This is a genomic window from Streptococcus infantis (assembly GCF_047465525.1).
Classification (GTDB): Bacteria; Bacillota; Bacilli; order Lactobacillales; family Streptococcaceae; genus Streptococcus; species Streptococcus infantis_R.
The window spans coordinates 1-17727 of sequence record NZ_JASGZS010000035.1; the positions used below are offsets into that span (position 1 = coordinate 1).

Below are 17727 nucleotides of genomic sequence, written 5' to 3' on the forward strand. Positions count from 1 at the left end.
CAAAAAATAGGGTGAAAAAACCTTTATTTGTTATGCAAAAAAATAGAAGATAGGATAGAGAATCACTTTGATGATCTCAATCCTATCTCCTATTCAAATAGTTAGATTACTAACTTAATGACATTGGGTATGACCTCGCTCTTTTTATCTTTGTTTAAAAATTTATATAATTGTTTGAAAAAGCAAACTATATATGGTAAAATTGTATAAAATAACAATATAATAAACATTTTAATAAAATAGGGGCATTTGAAATGAAAAGAATAGTTTTGACTTCTGTTGTTTTACTTTCATTACTGACATCTGTTGGCTGCTCGAAACATAAAGAAGAGGCGAAAGTAGCTGAACCTGTAACGACTGAACAGACTACGCAGGATAATACAAAGTTATACAAGGAAGCTGGCTTACTTACTTTTAAAAATGAAAAGCAGCTAGAACTCGGGGAACTTGATTCAAAATCCCGTGCAACTTATGCTCACATTCAGCTAAAAGATAGTGATGAGCCTAAAGAAAAGAGAGAAGCTAAATTAACCTTTGATCCAGTTGGATGGCATAACTATAAATTTTACTATGGAGATGGTTCTAAAGAGGCTTGGCTGATGAATCGTGGTCATTTAGTTGGGTATCAATTTAGTGGACTCAACGATGAAGGCCGAAATCTAGTTCCTATGACAGCTTGGTTAAATACAGGTGCCTTTACTGGAACGGATGACAAAAATCAAAGTAGCATGCTCTATTATGAAAATGGACTTGATTCATGGCTTGCAAATCATCCAAACTATTACCTTGACTATAAGGTGACAGCTGTCTATAAGGATAATGAATTGATTCCAAGACAGATTATCTTACAATACGTAGGAATTGATAAGGATGGAAATTTGCTTGAAATTAAATTAGGTAGTAGCAAGGAAAAAATTGATAAGTATTCCGTAACCCATGTCGCCTTGGATAACGTTTCAGCCAATGCTGAAATAAATTATGCAGATGGTACTGCAAAGAATACGGTCAAGTCAGCTGAAGAACGCGCTGCAGAGCTTAAGGCAGCCGAGGAAAAAGCCAAGAAAGAAGCTGAAGAAAAAGAAGCACAAGAAAAAGCTAAAAAAGAAGCAGAAGAGAAGGCTAAAGAAGAACAGAAACAGCAGGAAACTGAAGCACCAGCACCAGCAGAAGAAGAATCACAAAGTAGTAATACAGGTGGCTACTTTAGAGATAGAAAAGGAAGATGGCATCGACCAAATGGAAAGTTTGCCTCTAAAAAGGAAATTAGAGAAGCTGGATTGCAATGGTGATAGTTTTCTCAAGTTTATATAAATCAGAATAATCACAGTCAAAAAGCCGTTGGAAAACGGTTTTTTGTTATAATTAAATTAAGATTCATAGATAACAAAGGAGAAAAACATGACATTTGAAGAAATTTTGCCTGGACTAAAGGCTAAGAAGAAATATGTACGTACTGGATGGAGTGGAGCTGAAAACTATGTTCAACTTTTTGACACTATCGAGCAAAACGGGGTCGCTCTTGAAGTGACACCCTATTTCCTCATTAACGTATCTGGAGAAGGGGAAGGTTTTTCCATGTGGAGTCCGACACCATGTGATGTCCTAGCGACGGATTGGGTTGAAGTCCATGACTAAATGTGTCTTAGTTACGGGCGTTAGTTCAGGGATTGGTCTGGCTCAAGCTCGACTCTTTTTAGAAAAAGGTTATCAGGTTTTTGGAGTAGATCAGGGTGAAAAGCCTGCCTTACAGGGTGACTTTCACTTTCTACAACGTGATTTAACACTTGACTTAGAACCTATTTTTGATTGGTGCCCTCGAGTCGATATTCTTTGTAATACGGCAGGTGTTTTGGATGACTACAAGTCCTTACTAGAACAATCCGCCCAAGAAATTCAAGAGATTTTTGAAATCAATTACGTAACTCCAGTAGAGTTGACCCGCTATTATTTGACACACATGCTGGAACATAAACATGGGATTATCATCAATATGTGCTCCATCGCTTCAAATCTAGCAGGCGGTGGTGGTCACGCCTATACCTCTTCTAAACACGCCTTGGCTGGATTTACCAAGCAATTAGCTTTGGACTATGCAGAAGCAGGTATCCAGGTCTTTGGGATTGCTCCTGGTGCAGTCAAAACTGGTATGACCGCAGCTGACTTTGAACCAGGTGGTTTGGCGGACTGGGTAGCTAGTGAAACACCCATCAAACGCTGGATTGAGCCAGGTGAAGTTGCTGAAGTTAGCCTCTTTTTAGCAAGTGGAAAAGCGAGTGCCATGCAGGGACAAATCCTGACTATTGATGGTGGTTGGTCTTTGAAGTAATATAGTTGATACTCAGTGAATATGTGGAGGTAAGCTATGAAAAGAGATGAGTTTGGATTTGTCTTGCCCAATCTCTACTATCAGTTTTTATCAGAGTGGGAAGAGATTGACCCCTATGAAATTGGAGATACAGGTATCTGTTTGTATGCCAAGAAGGATCTAGAGGAGCGCAATGAGACTTATCAGATTGAGGAAGTAGAGCCGGATTACTTTATGATTGGACAGGAAGGAGATTTGGCTTACTTTATCATGAAAAATTCTGATGATTGTATTTATGAAAATGACCTGGGTGCTTTAGGCTCCTTAGAAATGAAAATAGTTGCTACTACAGTCTATGACTTTATTGATAAGGTACTAAAAGAAGAATTGTAGAAAACTGAAGGGAGTAATCATGTTTAGAGTACTAGAAGCAGATTCACCGATTTCAAAAGAAGACCTTTTACAATTTGAGGAGATTCTTGGGAAGAAATTGCCAGAAGTCATGAAAAATTTTTATCTCAAGCACAACGGTGGTCAGCCTCAAGTAAGGGGTGCCCATGATGAACATCACCTCTTTCCCTTCAATTCCTTTAATTCACTTGAGGAAATGTGCCAATCTCTTACATGGTATGACGATGAGGCTGTGCCTGCAGGATTTAGGGCTACAGACCTTCTCCATTTCGCCTATGATTCTGGATCTGGCAACTATGCACTTTCTCTAAGGTCAGAGGATTATGGCAAGGTGTATTTCTATGTTTTAGAAGAAAAAGCTGAGATCTATGGTCAATGGGCTTCTTTTGAGGAATTTTTGAACTCTTTTGTTGAAGAGTGAGATTAAAAAGGAGACGGGATGCGAAAACACCAAGAACTTTTACTAGAGCAGATAATCCAGCAGCTACGCGTGGACCAGTTATCTTCAGATAATTTTTGTCTCTATGGCAAGGAGGATGGAGAACTGAAACTGGATATCCTTTATTGGGTATCCGATTATCCGAATGTCGAGGAAGGTTCTGATGTCTACCCAGCTGATGCATCGGAGCAAGATCTCCAGCTAGTCTACTATGGAGAGCAGTTGATTGATGTCCTTGCAGTCGCACTTGAGGAAAAACCAGATGCAAGTCTCCAAGACTTGGTCGAAGCTTTGAATTATTATAATCAGCATGATAGTTTTATGCCTTTTGATTCTGACTAGCTCTCCTAGATTTATGAAGTTCCGTTACCAATAAACGTTTTCATAAGGAGTTAAGAAATGATAGATTACGAAAACATAAATGAAAGAATTACCCCTTTTAACTTGCTTGTATATGATGAGGATCCTAAAAATGTTCGAGGGTCGCTCATTTATTACCCTGATGGAGAATACAGACAGGAAGTATTTGACACTCGAGAAGAGGAGGGATTTGAAGGAAATGGCTACGATTGGACATCTTTAGCTTTGGTATTTTTGGAGGAGAAAATGCCTGAATTAAGCGATGCTATTGACTTTGATCCTGAAGGAAGTATATTTTGCGCCTATTCTTCCAAGGTGGACGCTTTGGCTAGATTTGCTCTTGGCTTTAAAGAGTTTTGTGATGATATCAACACTATGAAAGACTTGTTCAGTCGAGCAGAGTTGGATTAGTTGACTAAAATCTCTTTAAATTTTTAAAAAAAGAATAGAAAGGATTTCAAATGAAGCTACCAGAAGTAGTTGAACAAATGGAAAAACATCCAGATCTACATCTCTATTTAGATAAAATTTTAAAAAAGAATAAGAAAACCCAAGCTAGCTATCTCGAGTCGCTGAATCATCTGGCCTATCTACTTTATCTAGATGGTCAAGAAGAAATGGCTAAGAAATTATTGGAGAGTGTCATACAAGTCACATTTGAAGGAAATTATAACACTTGGACCTTTGTTGATAGTTCTCTGGTTTTATTGGCCTATATGGAAAGAGAAACAGAAAATAAGCTATCTGCCTATAAAAAACTCCTTTTGTCTCCATTAGAACAAGGGGAGGAATCCACTCAAAACATAAGAAGGAGAGTTCATCAGAGATTTTTGAATGGTGATAGCTTGGAGCAAAAGCTTGCAAAAATCGAGCAAGCTTCAAGTCCTGAATCAGAAATGGAACGTCGTCTGTTATACTTGACAGATTTGTTGAAAATTAACCTCTTTATTGCTGAGTCATCTTGTGAAGAGATAGATATACAGGAAAAAATCGAAGAGAATATAGAGATACTGAAGAAGTATATCAAGGAGCATGGACTTTATAGCTTATTTCCTTTTAAAGGATGAGGTAAGTTATCAATCTTGGATTGTTAGAAAGAGTGGAATATGGAAATCAAAAATCACTTTGGTGTCTATGGCATTTGCTATGAGAAAGGAAAATTACTCTGCATTGAGAAAACGAGAGGACCTTATCAGCATCGTTTTGACTTACCTGGTGGTAGTCAGGAGGTAGGTGAAGGGTTGACAGAAACCCTCAAGAGAGAAGTTTTGGAAGAGACAGGCTATACTCTTAGCAGATATTCAAATCCTAGGATTTATGATGTAATGGTTCAAGAAGAGGGGCAAGACTTTGCAGTACATCATATCATGGCCTTTTATGATATAGTACTTGATTTAGAACGCTCTCAAAAATCCCTTCCTCATGAAGTTCTTGACGGAAGCAATGATTCAGCAAATGCAGTTTGGGTCCCTATTGAGCAGATGACCCAAGAAAATGCCTCCCCCTTAGTATTGAAGGTGAAGGCAGAGTTACGAGGATTTCCAGAATTTGACATGACAAGCTATAATAATTGGAAGGTAAAGATGGGGGATAATGGAACTATTTAAAACATGGAAGAAAAATATGGTTCTCTATGGTCTTAAATCTCAAATCGGAACTGTCTACCGAAACAGTGATAGGACAACAAGTTTTTATGATGTTGGGAATTTTCTATACCTAGCAGGGGAGTTGAATTCCAGATTTTGGGAAGATTTTGTTAGGCAATATGGTTTAGATTATAAGATTATTATTTCAGAAAATACCAATTGGCAAGATTTTCTGCATCAGAAAGTGGAGCTAATTTCTTTTACTCGCTATTCTTTTAAGGATAAGGCAAATTTTCAAGTTGAATTTTTAAATGATCTAGTTACTCATATAGAGGAAGGTTACAATATGGTACCTATTGATAATCGTATTTATAACTGCCTTTCTGAGGAAGAATGGTCACAAGATTTACAGGGGGATTTTGAATCCTACCAGGATTTTGCTTTAAAAGGTGGATTTGGCTTTGTGGTTCTTAAAAATAAAGAACTGATTGCTGGGATTTCCTCAGGGTTAGTTTACCGTGGAGCAGTTGAAGTGGAAGTTGCAACTAGACCAAACGAACAAGGAAATGGCTTTGCTAAAAAGCTTGGTGCTGCAATGATTCTAGAGAGTTTAAATAGGGATATATTTCCTCTTTGGGATGCTCATAACGAGGCTTCCAAAAAAGTAGCAGAATTTTTAGGATATGAGTTAGTTGAACCTTATGAAGCTTTTGAACTAGATGAAAGCGTCATATAATGATATCTGATATTGTATCTTTTAAGACGAGGTGAATGGACATGCAAAACCAACTAGCTCTTAGTGGCGAAAGAATTGTTGAAAAAATTTACCCACAACTATTTCATCATGTTGGTATGATTCGTGGCGAATATTTGGTGAGGGAGATCAGTCAAAATATACTGCTAAAAAGTTGTCAGCAATTTGTAAAAGATTATCTAGACACTATTTGCCATTTGTACCCAGATGAAGAAGTCTGGTATCGCTTTTCAGAGTTAACAAATGCAGAAGCAAATAATCTAGACGGGACAAAAGAGTATTTCGATGAACGCCACCCCTTATTTGGATATAGAGGGACTAGGCGTTTATTGGTGTGTCCAGATGAATTTCAGGCTGAGGCACATGTCGTTACAGAAGTTTATCAAACCAATCCCAATTTGTCTGTTATTTTTCCTTTTGTCAACGATGCCGACCAATTAAGACAAGCTATTAGAGTGTTGCGCCAGCATGGTTTTACTGGAAAAGTTGGAACAATGATTGAATTACCGTCAGCTTATCTCGACTTGGACAGGATACTGGAAACTGGTATTTCAAAGATTGTAGTGGGAATGAATGATTTGACTTCTTTTGTTTTTGCGACTGTGAGGAACAGTCAATGGCATAATATGGAAAGTCCCATTATGTTAGAAATGCTGAGACAGATGCAGGATAAAGCAAGGATGAAAAAAATAGATTTCGCTGTAGCAGGCTATCTGAATCCTTCTTTCATACAAAAAATGAATCAGATGGGGATTGAGTGCATTATCCACTACAGTTCTATTCCGGAGATTTTTAATTTAGAGATTGACCATCCAGATCATCTCAAACGTGTAAAAGAAAAAAGTAAAAAAATACAAAGGAGCAACCTATGACACCTCAAGAAATGTGGAATGCCTACAAGCAAATCAACCCCTCTATCGGAGATGAAATCGACGCTTGGGCTTTTGGAGTAGAAGCCGATCTCTTGGCAGATTTGGTTTTAAAAGGTGAAAAGACTGCAACTACATCAGCCTATGATCTTTATGCAGTTGATAACGATCCCCTGCCACAAGAAGGGACCTTTGACATCATTTTAGATAGCCAAGATCGGGCTGTCTGCATTATCGAAATTACAAAGGTTTCCGTTCAGCCTTTTCATCAAGTGTCAGCTGTTCATGCCTTCAAAGAAGGGGAAGGTGACAAATCTTTAGCCTATTGGCGTCAGGTTCATGAGGACTGTTTCGCCGAGTGGATGAGGGAGGCTGGACTGATTTTTACACCTGAAAGCAAGGTTGTTTTGGAAGAATTTCGCAAGGTCTACCCTCTGTAGACTACTAGAAGGAAGAAAGTTTTGGAAATCACCGTCCAAAGCTTTTTTCTGACTTAAAATATGATAAAATAGGTATGTTTGAACTAGAGCATTTGCTCAGAAATATAGAATAGGAGAAAATGATGCAAGCAGTAGAACATTATATTGAAAAATTTGTTCCTGAACATTATGATTTGTTTTTAGACTTGAGTCGTGAGACCAAGACTTTTTCAGGAAAAGTAACTATTACTGGTCAAGCTAAAAGTGACCGTATTTCCCTTCACCAAAAAGACCTAGAAATTGCTTCTGTAGAAGTAGCAGGTCAAGCGCGTCCATTTACAGTTGATAATGAAAATGAAGCTCTTCATATCGAACTTGACGAAGTAGGTCAAGTCGAATTGGTTCTTTCATTTTCAGGTAAAATTACTGACAACATGACAGGTATCTACCCATCTTACTACACAGTTGATGGAGTTAAGAAGGAAGTTTTGTCAACTCAGTTTGAGAGCCACTTTGCCCGCGAAGCCTTTCCATGTGTGGATGAGCCAGAAGCAAAAGCAACCTTTGACCTCTCTCTTCGTTTTGACCAAGCAGAAGGTGAATTAGCCTTGTCAAACATGCCTGAGATTGACGTTGAAAACCGCAATGAAACTGGTATCTGGAAATTTGAGACAACTCCACGTATGTCTTCTTACTTGCTAGCTTTCGTTGCTGGTGATTTGCAAGGGGTAACTGCTAAGACAAAAAATGGTACTTTGGTAGGTGTATACTCAACCAAGGCGCATCCACTTTCAAACCTTGATTTCTCACTGGATATCGCTGTTCGTTCAATCGAGTTTTACGAAGATTACTACGGAGTCAAGTACCCAATTCCTCAATCTCTTCACATCGCCCTTCCTGACTTCTCAGCAGGTGCTATGGAAAACTGGGGTCTTGTAACTTATCGTGAAGTTTACTTGGTTGTGGACGAAAACTCTACCTTTGCCAGCCGTCAACAAGTTGCTCTAGTCATTGCCCATGAGCTTGCTCACCAATGGTTTGGTAACCTTGTGACTATGAAGTGGTGGGATGACCTCTGGCTCAACGAAAGCTTCGCGAACATGATGGAATACGTCTGTGTGGATGCCATCGAGCCAAGTTGGAATATCTTTGAAGACTTCCAAACAAGTGGAGTGCCAGCCGCTCTTAAACGTGATGCGACAGATGGCGTTCAATCTGTCCACGTTGAAGTTAGCCACCCAGATGAAATCAATACGCTCTTCGATGGTGCTATCGTTTATGCCAAAGGAAGCCGTCTCATGCATATGCTTCGCCGTTGGTTAGGAGATGCTGATTTTGCTAAGGGTTTGCATGCTTACTTTGAAAAACACCAATACGGAAATACCATTGGTCGTGACCTTTGGAACGCCCTCGGACAAGCATCTGGTCGTGATGTAGCAGCCTTCATGGATTCTTGGTTGGAGCAGCCTGGTTATCCAGTCCTTACTGCTACAGTTGAAAATGATGTTTTGAAGATTTCGCAAAAACAATTCTTTATCGGTGAACATGAAGACAAGAACCGTCTTTGGGTAGTGCCACTTAACAGTAACTGGAAAGGCTTGCCAGATACTCTCGAAACTGAGAGCATCGAAATTCCAGGTTATGCAGCTCTTCTTGCTGAAAACAAAGGAGCCCTTCGTCTTAACACAGAAAATACAGCACATTACATTACAGACTATCAAGGCGACTTATTGGATGCTGTTCTTTCAGAATTAGTAGAACTTGATAACACAAGTAAACTTCAAATCGTTCAAGAACGTCGTTTGCTAGCTGAAGCTGGGCACATTTCGTACGCAGACTTGCTTCCAGTAGTGGATCAATTGTCTAAAGAAGAATCTTACCTAGTTGTTGCTGCAGTTTCTCAAGTTATTACAGCCCTTGAACGCTTCATTGATGAAGGAACAGAGGCAGAAAAAGCCTTTAAAGCCCTTATTGCTAAACTGGCTTGTTACAACTATGACCGTCTTGGTTTTGAAGCTAAAGAGGGTGAATCTGATGAGGATGAATTGGTTCGTCAATTGACAATTTCCATGATGATTCGTTCAAATGACGAGGAAGCCAGTCAAGTTGCTAGCCAAATTTTTGCAGCCCACAAGGATAATCTTTCAGGACTTCCAGCAGCTATTCGTTCACAAGTTCTCATCAATGAAATGAAACACCATGAGACTAAGGAATTGGTTGCAACTTATCTCGATCTTTATACTCATGCGACAGATGCCGCCTTTAAACGCCAATTGGCAGCAGCCCTTGCTTATGCGACAGATGCAGAGAACATCCAAACACTGCTTGCAACTTGGAAGGACAAATTTGTCGTGAAACCACAGGACCTTTCAGCATGGTATCTCCAATTCTTAGGACACCAAGCAACTCAAGAAACTGTATGGGTGTGGGCACGTGAAAACTGGGATTGGATTAAGGCAGCTCTTGGTGGTGATATGAGTTTTGACAGTTTTGTCATCTTCCCATCACACATCTTTAAAACAGAGCAACGCTTAGCAGAATACAAGGCCTTCTATGAACCACAACTTTCTGACCTTGCCCTTAGCCGTAATATCCGCATGGGGATTAAGGATATCGCAGCTCGCGTTGAATTGATCAAGCGTGAAAAAGCAGCAGTTGAAGCAGTTGTAGCTCAATATAGCAAAGCTTAAAAGATTCTAGTCTAAATAGATTCCAAAAACTCAACTTTCTCTTGAAAAAACAAGGGAAGTTGAGTTTTTTTTAAGATATTTTTGCTATAATAGGTGTAATAAGGAGGAATTTTTGATGATCAAGATTCTATTAGTGGAAGATGACCTAGGCCTTTCAAATTCAGTTTTTGACTTTCTGGATGATTTTGCGGATGTCATGCAGGTTTTTGATGGTGAAGAAGGTCTCTATGAGGCTGAAAGTGGCGTTTATGATTTGATTCTGCTTGATTTGATGTTGCCTGAAAAAAATGGTTTCCAAGTCTTAAAAGAATTACGTGAAAAAGGCGTTTCGACACCAGTTCTTATCATGACAGCAAAGGAAAGTCTCGATGACAAAGGTCATGGATTTGAGCTTGGGGCAGATGATTATCTAACAAAACCATTCTATCTAGAAGAACTCAAGATGCGTATTCAGGCCCTTCTCAAACGTTCTGGTAAGTTCAATGAAAACACCCTTTCCTATGGTGATTTGACTATCAATCTCTCTACTAATGAGGTTAAAGTCAATGAGACTGTTGTTGAATTATTGGGTAAAGAATTTGATCTCTTGGTTTATTTCCTCCAAAATCAAAATGTAATCTTACCTAAGACACAGATTTTTGACCGTTTATGGGGATTTGATAGTGATACAACTATTTCCGTTGTAGAAGTCTATGTATCAAAAGTTCGTAAGAAATTAAAGGGGACAGCCTTTGCTGAGAATCTCCAAACCTTACGCAGTGTTGGGTATATTTTAAAACATGTTTAATAAATTTAAAAAGAATTGGTACGCAGAAGATTTCAGCTACTTTATCCGTAACTTTGGAGTATTTACTCTGATTTTCTCTGCTATGACCTTGATTATCTTGCAGGTTATGCACTCCAGCCTCTACACCTCAGTAGATGAGAAGCTTCTGTCTCTCAGTGGCAATCCTCAAGATGTCATCCAGTTGGCTGTCAATCGAGCAACAGATGAAGTCAAAGATCTCAATAGTCAATCCGTTCCTCCATCAACGGATAAAAAACCAACGGTCAGTTCCAATACAGAAGTGATTTTATTGGACTCTAATTTAAATCAACTAGTAGCTGGAAATCGCTTTTTAGGTCTTGATAGGGTTACATTTAATAAAAAGGATTTGAATCACATTAGACAGCTTCATGTTCAGAATAGCTATGGGCAGGATGAGATTTATCGAGTGATTCTGACTGAGATGAATATTGAATCTGTCTCGACCAATATTAAGTATGCAGCTGTTTTAATTAATACCAGTCAGCTAGAGCAAATCAGTCAAAATCATGAGCAGTTAATCGTAGTAGTCATGGCCAGCTTCTGGATTTTATCACTCATAGCTAGTCTTTATCTTGCTCGCGTTAGTGTCAAACCCTTGCTTGAAAGTATGCAGAAGCAGCAGAGTTTTGTCGAAAATGCCAGTCATGAGCTACGTACTCCACTTGCTGTTCTCCAAAATCGTCTAGAAACTCTTTTTCGAAAGCCGGAAGCTACTATTATGGAATCTAGCGAGAGTATTGCTTCTAGTTTAGAAGAAGTTCGAAACATGCGCTTTTTAACAACCAATCTCCTAAATTTAGCCCGTCGTGATGATGGTATCAATCCTGAACTAGGAGAAGTACAGCCAGACTTCTTTAACACAACCTTTACCAACTATGAGATGATTGCATCTGAAAATAACCGCGTTTTTCATTTTGAAAATCGTATTCATCGGACCATCATAACAGACAAGCTTCTTCTTAAGCAACTGATGACTATCTTGTTTGACAATGCTGTCAAGTATACTGAAGAAGAAGGAGTTATTCATTTTGTAATCGCTGCTACAGAGCGTAATCTCTATTTGTCAGTGGCTGATGATGGAATTGGTATTTCTGCGGCAGATAAAAAGAAAATTTTTGATCGCTTTTATCGAGTTGATAAGGCTCGTACTCGTCAAAAAGGTGGCTTTGGGTTAGGTTTGTCTTTAGCAAAACAGATTGTTGATGCCTTAAAAGGAACCATTAGTGTTAAGGATAACAAACCTCATGGTACGATTTTTGAAGTAAAAATCGCCATTCAAACACCATCCAAGCGTAAAAATAAATAAAAAAGACAGTTCCAGAGGACTGTTCAGTTAAGGCTTAAAGAAATCAAACGTAATTAAAATGCTTTAAGAGGGAAAGGGTTAATTGGTAGAATCGTCTACTGATTAACCTTTTCTTTTAATTCTATAAATTGGGAACTTCAATATGGTATATTGAAAAACTTGTAATTATGATAAAATAAGATGGATAGTTTATTAGATACTTTTAAATTTTGAGGTAGCATAATAATTACGTACGGTGAATAATGGCAAGTATTTGGTAGAAGATTCATGACTTAAACAAATAATCTGTTATCGATATCACCGAAATAGATGCTATAAATAATAGCAAGGAGCAAATATAAAATGAGTACAATTCTAACAAAGAAAGAAATGACAGAAGAAGACATAAAATTTCATTATATTAGCCCTGCTATCGTCTCTAAATGGGATAGAGATAAAATTACCATGGAGACAAAAATAACAGATGGTAAAATTAATCTTCGTGGGAATTTAATTTCTAGAGAAAAACCAAAGAAAGCAGATTATGTACTGTATCTAAATCCTAATAAACCAATTGCTATTGTAGAAGCAAAAGACAATAAGCATAGTATGTCGTTCGGCTTACAACAAGCCATGACCTATGCTGAAATGCTTGATGTACCTTTTGCTTATAGTTCTAATGGAGATGGTTTTTTTGAGCATGATTTTTTAACTGGAAGAGAACGAGAACTTTCTTTGGATGAGTTTCCTACTGAAGAAGAGCTCATAAATAGATATAAGGCGGAATCGAATAATGGAGAAGGGCTAAGTTCGCAAGAAGAAAAAATCATTGAGCAACCTTACTTCTCAAGTATGAACTCTTACCCTCCTAGATATTATCAAAGGGTTGCAGTAAACAGAACTGTTGAACAAATTGCGTCAGGAAAAGATAGATTACTGCTTGTGATGGCGACTGGGACAGGAAAAACCTATACTGCATTTCAAATCGTCTACAGACTGCTTCAAAGTGGGATGAAAAGAAAAATCTTATATTTGGCGGATAGAAATATCTTAGTCGATCAGTCCATTCAACAAGATTTTTCTCCTCTTGAAAAAGTCATTCATAAAATTAACGTAGCCAAGGATGACCCTAGCACGATTACTTCTCATCAGGTCTATTTTTCACTATACCAACAATTAGTTGGAGAGGACGATAAGGAGCATTTTTCTGAGCTTTTTAGACCAGATTTCTTTGACCTCATTATCGTAGATGAGTGTCATCGCGGTTCTGCTAAGGAAGAATCTAGATGGAGAAAAATTTTAGAATACTTTTCTTCTGCTACACAGATAGGAATGACAGCAACACCAAAGGAAACCAAATATGTTTCGAATATCAATTATTTTGGCGATCCGATTTATACCTACTCTCTTAAAAAAGGGATTGAAGATGGCTTTTTAGCACCATTTAAGGTAATCAATATTACAACTGATATTGGTGATGGTTGGAGACCAGTCAAAGGACAAAAAGATAAATTTGGAAACCTCATTGAAGATAGACTATATAACAATACAGACTATGATTACAACATCATCATAGAAGATAGAACCAATCAAGTAGCTAGTGAAATTACAAAATATCTAAAGGCGACAGACCGTATGGCAAAAACGATTGTTTTTTGCCCAACAGAAGAAGCTGCTGAAAGGATGAGAATTGCCCTTGTTAACCATAATGCTGATATGGTAAAAGAAAACTCAGACTACTGTGTTCGTATTACAGGCAGTGATGATTATGGGAAAAGTAAGCTAGATTACTTTATATCTGTGTCTGCAAAATATCCCGTAATTGCCACAACATCTAAACTTCTATCCACGGGTGCAGACTGTAAGATGACAAAACTGATTGTTTTAGATGAAATGATTGGATCGATGACAGAGTTTAAGCAAATTATTGGTCGTGGTACCAGACTTCGTGAAAAAGAAGGAAAGACTCACTTTGTTGTGATGGACTTTAGAAATGTTTCAAGACTTTTTGCTGATCCAGACTGGGATGGTCCAATTGAAATTGACGATGACTTTGACCCTGAAAACAATCCTAAAGGTGGTAAAACAAAGAAAGGTGGAGATGGTACACCACCGAATCCTCCTGCAATAAAACCAATTGTTGATAGAAATGGTTGCAAAGTTGAAATCATTCATAAAACAGTCTCTGTCTATGATACAAATGGTAAGTTACTGAGACAGGAAAGTATTGTCGATTATACCAAAGAAAATATTAGGGGTGAATACGCGACATTAGATGCCTTTATTCGTGAATGGAGAAAAGACCCCAAAAAAGACAAGATACAAAGTATACTTCTGGAGCGTGGGATTGACATCGAACAGCTCAAAAAAGAACAGGCTATGGAAGAAGTCGATGATTTTGATTTTATCTGCCATATTGCCTTTAATCAAAAACCACTGACTAGAAAAGAACGAGCAGAAAATGTAAAGAAACAGGATTTCTTTAGTCGCTATAATGGAGTTGCTAAAGAAGTGTTAGAAGCACTGCTTGATAAGTATATGAATAAAGGAATTACAGAAATTACGACTACGGAAGTTTTGAGATTAGATCCTTTTATGAAATTAGGTAAGCCATCTAAAATCGCTAGTTACTTTGGAGGAAAAGATGGCTATAAACATGCTGTAGAAGAACTACAAAATGCAATTTATAACTAAGGAAGGATTTGATAATGAGTAATCTATCAGGATTTATAAAACGATTACGAGATATTATGCGGAACGATGCAGGTATCAATGGAGATGCCCAAAGAATTGAGCAAATCACGTGGATGCTCTTTCTAAAAGTATACGACGCAAAAGAAAGTGACTGGGAGATGAACGAGGACGATTACACCTCCATCATTCCCAATGAATGCCGATGGATTAACTGGGCGCATGATGATAAGACTGGACTTGCTCTAACGGGAGATAATTTATTGAATTTTGTCAATAACACGCTCTTTCCAACACTAAAAAACTTAGCAGTCACTCGTGAGACCCCAATCAAAAAAGCGATTGTTCAGACAGTTTTTCAAGACGCCAATAACTACATGAAAGACGGAGTCCTTCTGAGACAAGTTATCAATGTCATTGATGAAATTGACTTTGGAGATTATAATGAAAGCCATGCCTTTGGAGAAATCTATGAGACTATCCTAAAAGAACTACAAAGCGCAGGATCTAGTGGTGAGTTCTATACACCTCGTGCAGTAACGGACTTTATGGCCAAGATGATAGAGCCGAAGATCGGTGAAACCATGGCGGACTTGGCTTGTGGTACAGGTGGATTTATCACAAGTTGGCTCAAAGAGCTTCATCAAAAGGTAGAGACAGTTGCTGATGAAGAAGCCTATTCTTCTTCTATCTATGGAATCGAAAAGAAACAATTTCCTTATATGTTGGCTGTTACCAATATGCTCCTTCATGATTTGGATGTCCCGCAAATCTATCATGACAATACGCTACTTAGAGATGTACTCGACTATACAGATGATGACAAATTTGATGTTATCTTGATGAACCCTCCTTATGGTGGTTCAGAAAAAGCGGATGTCAAAAGTCATTTTCCGTCAGATTTAGCAAGCTCTGAAACGGCAGACCTTTTCATGTCGGTTATCATGTATCGTCTAAAAGAAAAAGGACGAGCAGCTGTCATCCTGCCAGACGGATTTTTATTTGGTACTGATAATGCTAAGCTCAATATCAAAAAGAAACTGTTAAATGAGTTTAATCTACATACCATTATCCGTTTGCCGTCCAGTGTCTTTAGTCCCTACACTTCGATTACGACCAATATTCTTTTCTTTGATAAGACAGGTCCTACAAAGGAGACTTGGATTTATCGACTAGATAAACCAGAAGGCTACAAGAACTTCTCGAAAACAAAACCTATGAAGTTGGAGCACTTTGAGCCAGTTCTCTCTTGGTGGCATCAACGAGAAGAAATCCTAGAAGACGGTTTTGATAAGGCTAGGAAGTTTACCAGAGAAGAGCTAGAGGAAAAGTACGGCTACAATCTCGATCTATGTGGCTCCCCACATGAAGAAGAAGTCATCCTAGCACCACATGACCTGATCCATAACTACCAAGAAGAGAGAGCCAGCCTCAATGCAGAAATCGACCGAGTCCTAGAAGAGATAGAAAAACTGTTGGGAGGTAAGATTCAATGACGCCCCAACAGTTAAAAAATGCGATCTTGCAGCAGGCTATCCAAGGAAAACTAGTCGAGCAAAGAGCAGAAGAAGGCACAGGTCAAGAGCTTTATAAAGTCATCCAAGACGAAAAGCAAAAGCTGATCCAAGAAGGAAAGCTCAAGAAACAAAAAGCCCTCCCTGAAATCACAGAAGACGAAATCCCCTTTGAGATACCTGAGACTTGGAAGTGGGTGAGGTTGGGGGAGATTTCTACATACAGTCAAACTAAAAAGAAAATAAATGTGGCTGCTATTGAGACACCGATGTGGTCTTTGGATTTAGAAGATATTGAAAAAGAGAGTGGGAAAATCATTCGCCGAGTTATGACGATTGATAGGAAAATTTCCGGTGAAAAAATTATTTTTAAAAAAGATCAGATACTTTATAGTAAACTTCGTCCGTATTTAAAAAAAATTTTAATAGCCCCAGATAATGGAGTTTGTTCGTCAGAATTAGTTCCTTTTGATATGATTGGCAATTGTGACAGCAGATTTATAGTTTACCTACTTAAATCAGCGTATGTTGATTTTTTAATAAATTCTGTTACATATGGGGTGAAAATGCCAAGAGTAGGAACTGATACTATGATTAACTTACTCATCCCCCTCCCCCCTCTCGCAGAGCAAGAGCGGATTGTAGAAAAAATCGAAGAGTTTTTGCCCCTGGTTGAAAGATATGAAAAGGCCTGGGCTAGGCTAGAAGAACTAAACAAAAAGTTCCCTCTTGATATGCAAAAGGCTATCCTTGGACAAGCCATCCAAGGAAAACTAGTCGAGCAAAGAGCAGAAGAAGGCACAGGTCAAGAGCTTTATAAAGCCATCCAAGACGAAAAGCAAAAGTTGATCCAAGAAGGAAAACTCAAGAAACAAAAAGCCCTCCCTGAAATCACAGAAGATGAAATTCCCTTTGAGATACCTGAGACTTGGAAGTGGGTGAGGTTGGGGGAAATTGTAACTGTTTATGGAGGTAAGAGAATACCAGTAGGAAAAAAATTGTCTTTAACAAAAACAGAACATGTTTATATACGTGTTTCAGATATGAAAGATGGTTTTGTATCTACTGAAAACTTACAATATATTTCTGATGATATATATGAAAAAATATCTAACTATATAATAAAAAAAGAGGATGTTTATATAACAGTTGCAGGAACTATAGGTAGAATTGGTAAAATCCCTTATGAATTGGATGGAGCAAATTTAACCGAAAATGCAGATAGGCTTGTTTTTTCTGCTATAAATCAAGATTGGTTAATTAAAACTTTGCAATCAAACTTAGTTCAACAACAAATCATAAGTTCAACTACAAAAGTTGGTCAGCCCAAATTGGCAATTAGCAGAATACAAACGATCCTCATCCCCCTCCCCCCTCTTGCAGAGCAAGAGCGGATTGTAGAAAAAATCGAAGAGCTTTTGCCCTTGGTTGAAAAACTGAAATAACTCTGACCAAGACATCCAGCTAGCTAAGCCCACTGAAAAAGGAGCTCTCTTACTTTTAATGAAATGAAAACCGAGGAATCACTCATCAATTTGAGCGAATTCCTCGGTTATTTTGTATTTATTAAGGCCATAATTCGTTTCATATTAACCA

The 17727-nt window shown here is 38.2% G+C and carries 18 protein-coding genes; all 18 read left to right on the forward strand.

The annotated features are described in order from the left end of the window. The first annotated feature begins 254 nt into the window (after positions 1–254). The gene (locus tag QM374_RS09760; protein WP_414311613.1) at positions 255–1289 is read left to right on the forward strand and encodes a DNA/RNA non-specific endonuclease; all 1035 of its coding nucleotides are present in this window, start codon (positions 255–257) and stop codon (positions 1287–1289) included. Positions 1290–1398: 109 nt separating this feature from the next. Then, positions 1399–1635, forward strand: coding sequence for a DUF2829 domain-containing protein (locus QM374_RS09765; RefSeq protein WP_247935334.1), 237 nt, complete (start codon positions 1399–1401; stop codon positions 1633–1635). Further along, positions 1628–2326, forward strand: coding sequence for a 3-oxoacyl-ACP reductase (locus tag QM374_RS09770; protein WP_414311614.1), 699 nt, complete (start codon positions 1628–1630; stop codon positions 2324–2326). The genes QM374_RS09765 and QM374_RS09770 overlap by 8 nt, the downstream gene beginning before the upstream one ends. A 36-nt stretch (positions 2327–2362) precedes the next feature. Beyond that, positions 2363–2698 carry a hypothetical protein gene (locus QM374_RS09775; protein ID WP_414311615.1) on the forward strand — a complete coding sequence of 112 codons (336 nt, stop codon included), beginning with the start codon at positions 2363–2365 and terminating at the stop codon, positions 2696–2698. 19 nt (positions 2699–2717) lie between these two features. Continuing rightward, positions 2718–3137: an SMI1/KNR4 family protein gene (locus QM374_RS09780; protein WP_414311616.1), complete on the forward strand. Its 420-nt coding sequence runs from the start codon at positions 2718–2720 to the stop codon at positions 3135–3137. A gap of 18 nt (positions 3138–3155) precedes the next feature. After that, a complete protein-coding gene (locus tag QM374_RS09785; protein WP_414311617.1) occupies positions 3156–3497 on the forward strand; it encodes a hypothetical protein in 342 nt (113 codons plus the stop codon). A 57-nt stretch (positions 3498–3554) separates the two neighbouring features. Further along, positions 3555–3926, forward strand: a complete 372-nt coding sequence (locus QM374_RS09790; RefSeq protein WP_414311618.1) for an Imm51 family immunity protein — start codon at positions 3555–3557, stop codon at positions 3924–3926. 50 nt (positions 3927–3976) lie between these two features. After that, complete coding sequence (locus QM374_RS09795) at positions 3977–4582, forward strand: DUF6707 family protein (protein WP_414311619.1); 606 nt, start codon at positions 3977–3979, stop codon at positions 4580–4582. Positions 4583–4621: 39 nt separating this feature from the next. Next, positions 4622–5122, forward strand: a complete 501-nt coding sequence (locus tag QM374_RS09800) for an NUDIX hydrolase (RefSeq protein WP_414311620.1) — start codon at positions 4622–4624, stop codon at positions 5120–5122. Next, on the forward strand, positions 5109–5837 hold the full coding sequence (locus QM374_RS09805) for a GNAT family N-acetyltransferase (RefSeq protein WP_414311621.1): 729 nt from the start codon (positions 5109–5111) through the stop codon (positions 5835–5837). Before QM374_RS09800 ends, QM374_RS09805 begins: the two co-directional genes overlap by 14 nt. A gap of 41 nt (positions 5838–5878) precedes the next feature. Further along, the gene (locus QM374_RS09810) at positions 5879–6727 is read left to right on the forward strand and encodes a putative PEP-binding protein (RefSeq protein WP_414311622.1); all 849 of its coding nucleotides are present in this window, start codon (positions 5879–5881) and stop codon (positions 6725–6727) included. Beyond that, positions 6724–7164 carry an ASCH domain-containing protein gene (locus QM374_RS09815; protein ID WP_414311623.1) on the forward strand — a complete coding sequence of 147 codons (441 nt, stop codon included), beginning with the start codon at positions 6724–6726 and terminating at the stop codon, positions 7162–7164. Before QM374_RS09810 ends, QM374_RS09815 begins: the two co-directional genes overlap by 4 nt. 122 nt (positions 7165–7286) lie before the next feature. Beyond that, positions 7287–9833 carry a M1 family metallopeptidase gene (locus tag QM374_RS09820; protein WP_414311624.1) on the forward strand — a complete coding sequence of 849 codons (2547 nt, stop codon included), beginning with the start codon at positions 7287–7289 and terminating at the stop codon, positions 9831–9833. A gap of 115 nt (positions 9834–9948) precedes the next feature. Then, positions 9949–10620 carry a response regulator transcription factor gene (locus QM374_RS09825; RefSeq protein WP_414311625.1) on the forward strand — a complete coding sequence of 224 codons (672 nt, stop codon included), beginning with the start codon at positions 9949–9951 and terminating at the stop codon, positions 10618–10620. Beyond that, positions 10613–11947: a sensor histidine kinase gene (locus QM374_RS09830; RefSeq protein ID WP_414311626.1), complete on the forward strand. Its 1335-nt coding sequence runs from the start codon at positions 10613–10615 to the stop codon at positions 11945–11947. Before QM374_RS09825 ends, QM374_RS09830 begins: the two co-directional genes overlap by 8 nt. Positions 11948–12289: 342 nt before the next feature. Continuing rightward, positions 12290–14620, forward strand: coding sequence for an EcoAI/FtnUII family type I restriction enzme subunit R (gene hsdR, locus QM374_RS09835; protein ID WP_414311627.1), 2331 nt, complete (start codon positions 12290–12292; stop codon positions 14618–14620). A 14-nt stretch (positions 14621–14634) separates the two neighbouring features. Next, positions 14635–16113 carry a type I restriction-modification system subunit M gene (locus QM374_RS09840; protein ID WP_414311628.1) on the forward strand — a complete coding sequence of 493 codons (1479 nt, stop codon included), beginning with the start codon at positions 14635–14637 and terminating at the stop codon, positions 16111–16113. Beyond that, on the forward strand, positions 16110–17576 hold the full coding sequence (locus QM374_RS09845) for a restriction endonuclease subunit S (RefSeq protein ID WP_414311629.1): 1467 nt from the start codon (positions 16110–16112) through the stop codon (positions 17574–17576). The genes QM374_RS09840 and QM374_RS09845 overlap by 4 nt, the downstream gene beginning before the upstream one ends. Positions 17577–17727: the final 151 nt, after the last annotated feature.

Bases quoted from the DNA above. Each gene is read 5' to 3' on its own strand.
- QM374_RS09785 (WP_414311617.1), top strand. From the start codon at position 3,156: ATGCGAAAACACCAAGAACTTTTACTAGAGCAGATAATCCAGCAGCTA.
- QM374_RS09820 (WP_414311624.1), top strand. From the start codon at position 7,287: ATGCAAGCAGTAGAACATTATATTGAAAAATTTGTTCCTGAACATTAT.
- hsdR (WP_414311627.1), top strand. From the start codon at position 12,290: ATGAGTACAATTCTAACAAAGAAAGAAATGACAGAAGAAGACATAAAA.
- QM374_RS09770 (WP_414311614.1), top strand. From the start codon at position 1,628: ATGACTAAATGTGTCTTAGTTACGGGCGTTAGTTCAGGGATTGGTCTG.
- QM374_RS09845 (WP_414311629.1), top strand. From the start codon at position 16,110: ATGACGCCCCAACAGTTAAAAAATGCGATCTTGCAGCAGGCTATCCAA.
- QM374_RS09800 (WP_414311620.1), top strand. From the start codon at position 4,622: ATGGAAATCAAAAATCACTTTGGTGTCTATGGCATTTGCTATGAGAAA.
- QM374_RS09760 (WP_414311613.1), top strand. From the start codon at position 255: ATGAAAAGAATAGTTTTGACTTCTGTTGTTTTACTTTCATTACTGACA.
- QM374_RS09805 (WP_414311621.1), top strand. From the start codon at position 5,109: ATGGAACTATTTAAAACATGGAAGAAAAATATGGTTCTCTATGGTCTT.
- QM374_RS09790 (WP_414311618.1), top strand. From the start codon at position 3,555: ATGATAGATTACGAAAACATAAATGAAAGAATTACCCCTTTTAACTTG.
- QM374_RS09815 (WP_414311623.1), top strand. From the start codon at position 6,724: ATGACACCTCAAGAAATGTGGAATGCCTACAAGCAAATCAACCCCTCT.
- QM374_RS09780 (WP_414311616.1), top strand. From the start codon at position 2,718: ATGTTTAGAGTACTAGAAGCAGATTCACCGATTTCAAAAGAAGACCTT.
- QM374_RS09825 (WP_414311625.1), top strand. From the start codon at position 9,949: ATGATCAAGATTCTATTAGTGGAAGATGACCTAGGCCTTTCAAATTCA.
- QM374_RS09775 (WP_414311615.1), top strand. From the start codon at position 2,363: ATGAAAAGAGATGAGTTTGGATTTGTCTTGCCCAATCTCTACTATCAG.
- QM374_RS09840 (WP_414311628.1), top strand. From the start codon at position 14,635: ATGAGTAATCTATCAGGATTTATAAAACGATTACGAGATATTATGCGG.
- QM374_RS09810 (WP_414311622.1), top strand. From the start codon at position 5,879: ATGCAAAACCAACTAGCTCTTAGTGGCGAAAGAATTGTTGAAAAAATT.
- QM374_RS09830 (WP_414311626.1), top strand. From the start codon at position 10,613: ATGTTTAATAAATTTAAAAAGAATTGGTACGCAGAAGATTTCAGCTAC.
- QM374_RS09765 (WP_247935334.1), top strand. From the start codon at position 1,399: ATGACATTTGAAGAAATTTTGCCTGGACTAAAGGCTAAGAAGAAATAT.
- QM374_RS09795 (WP_414311619.1), top strand. From the start codon at position 3,977: ATGAAGCTACCAGAAGTAGTTGAACAAATGGAAAAACATCCAGATCTA.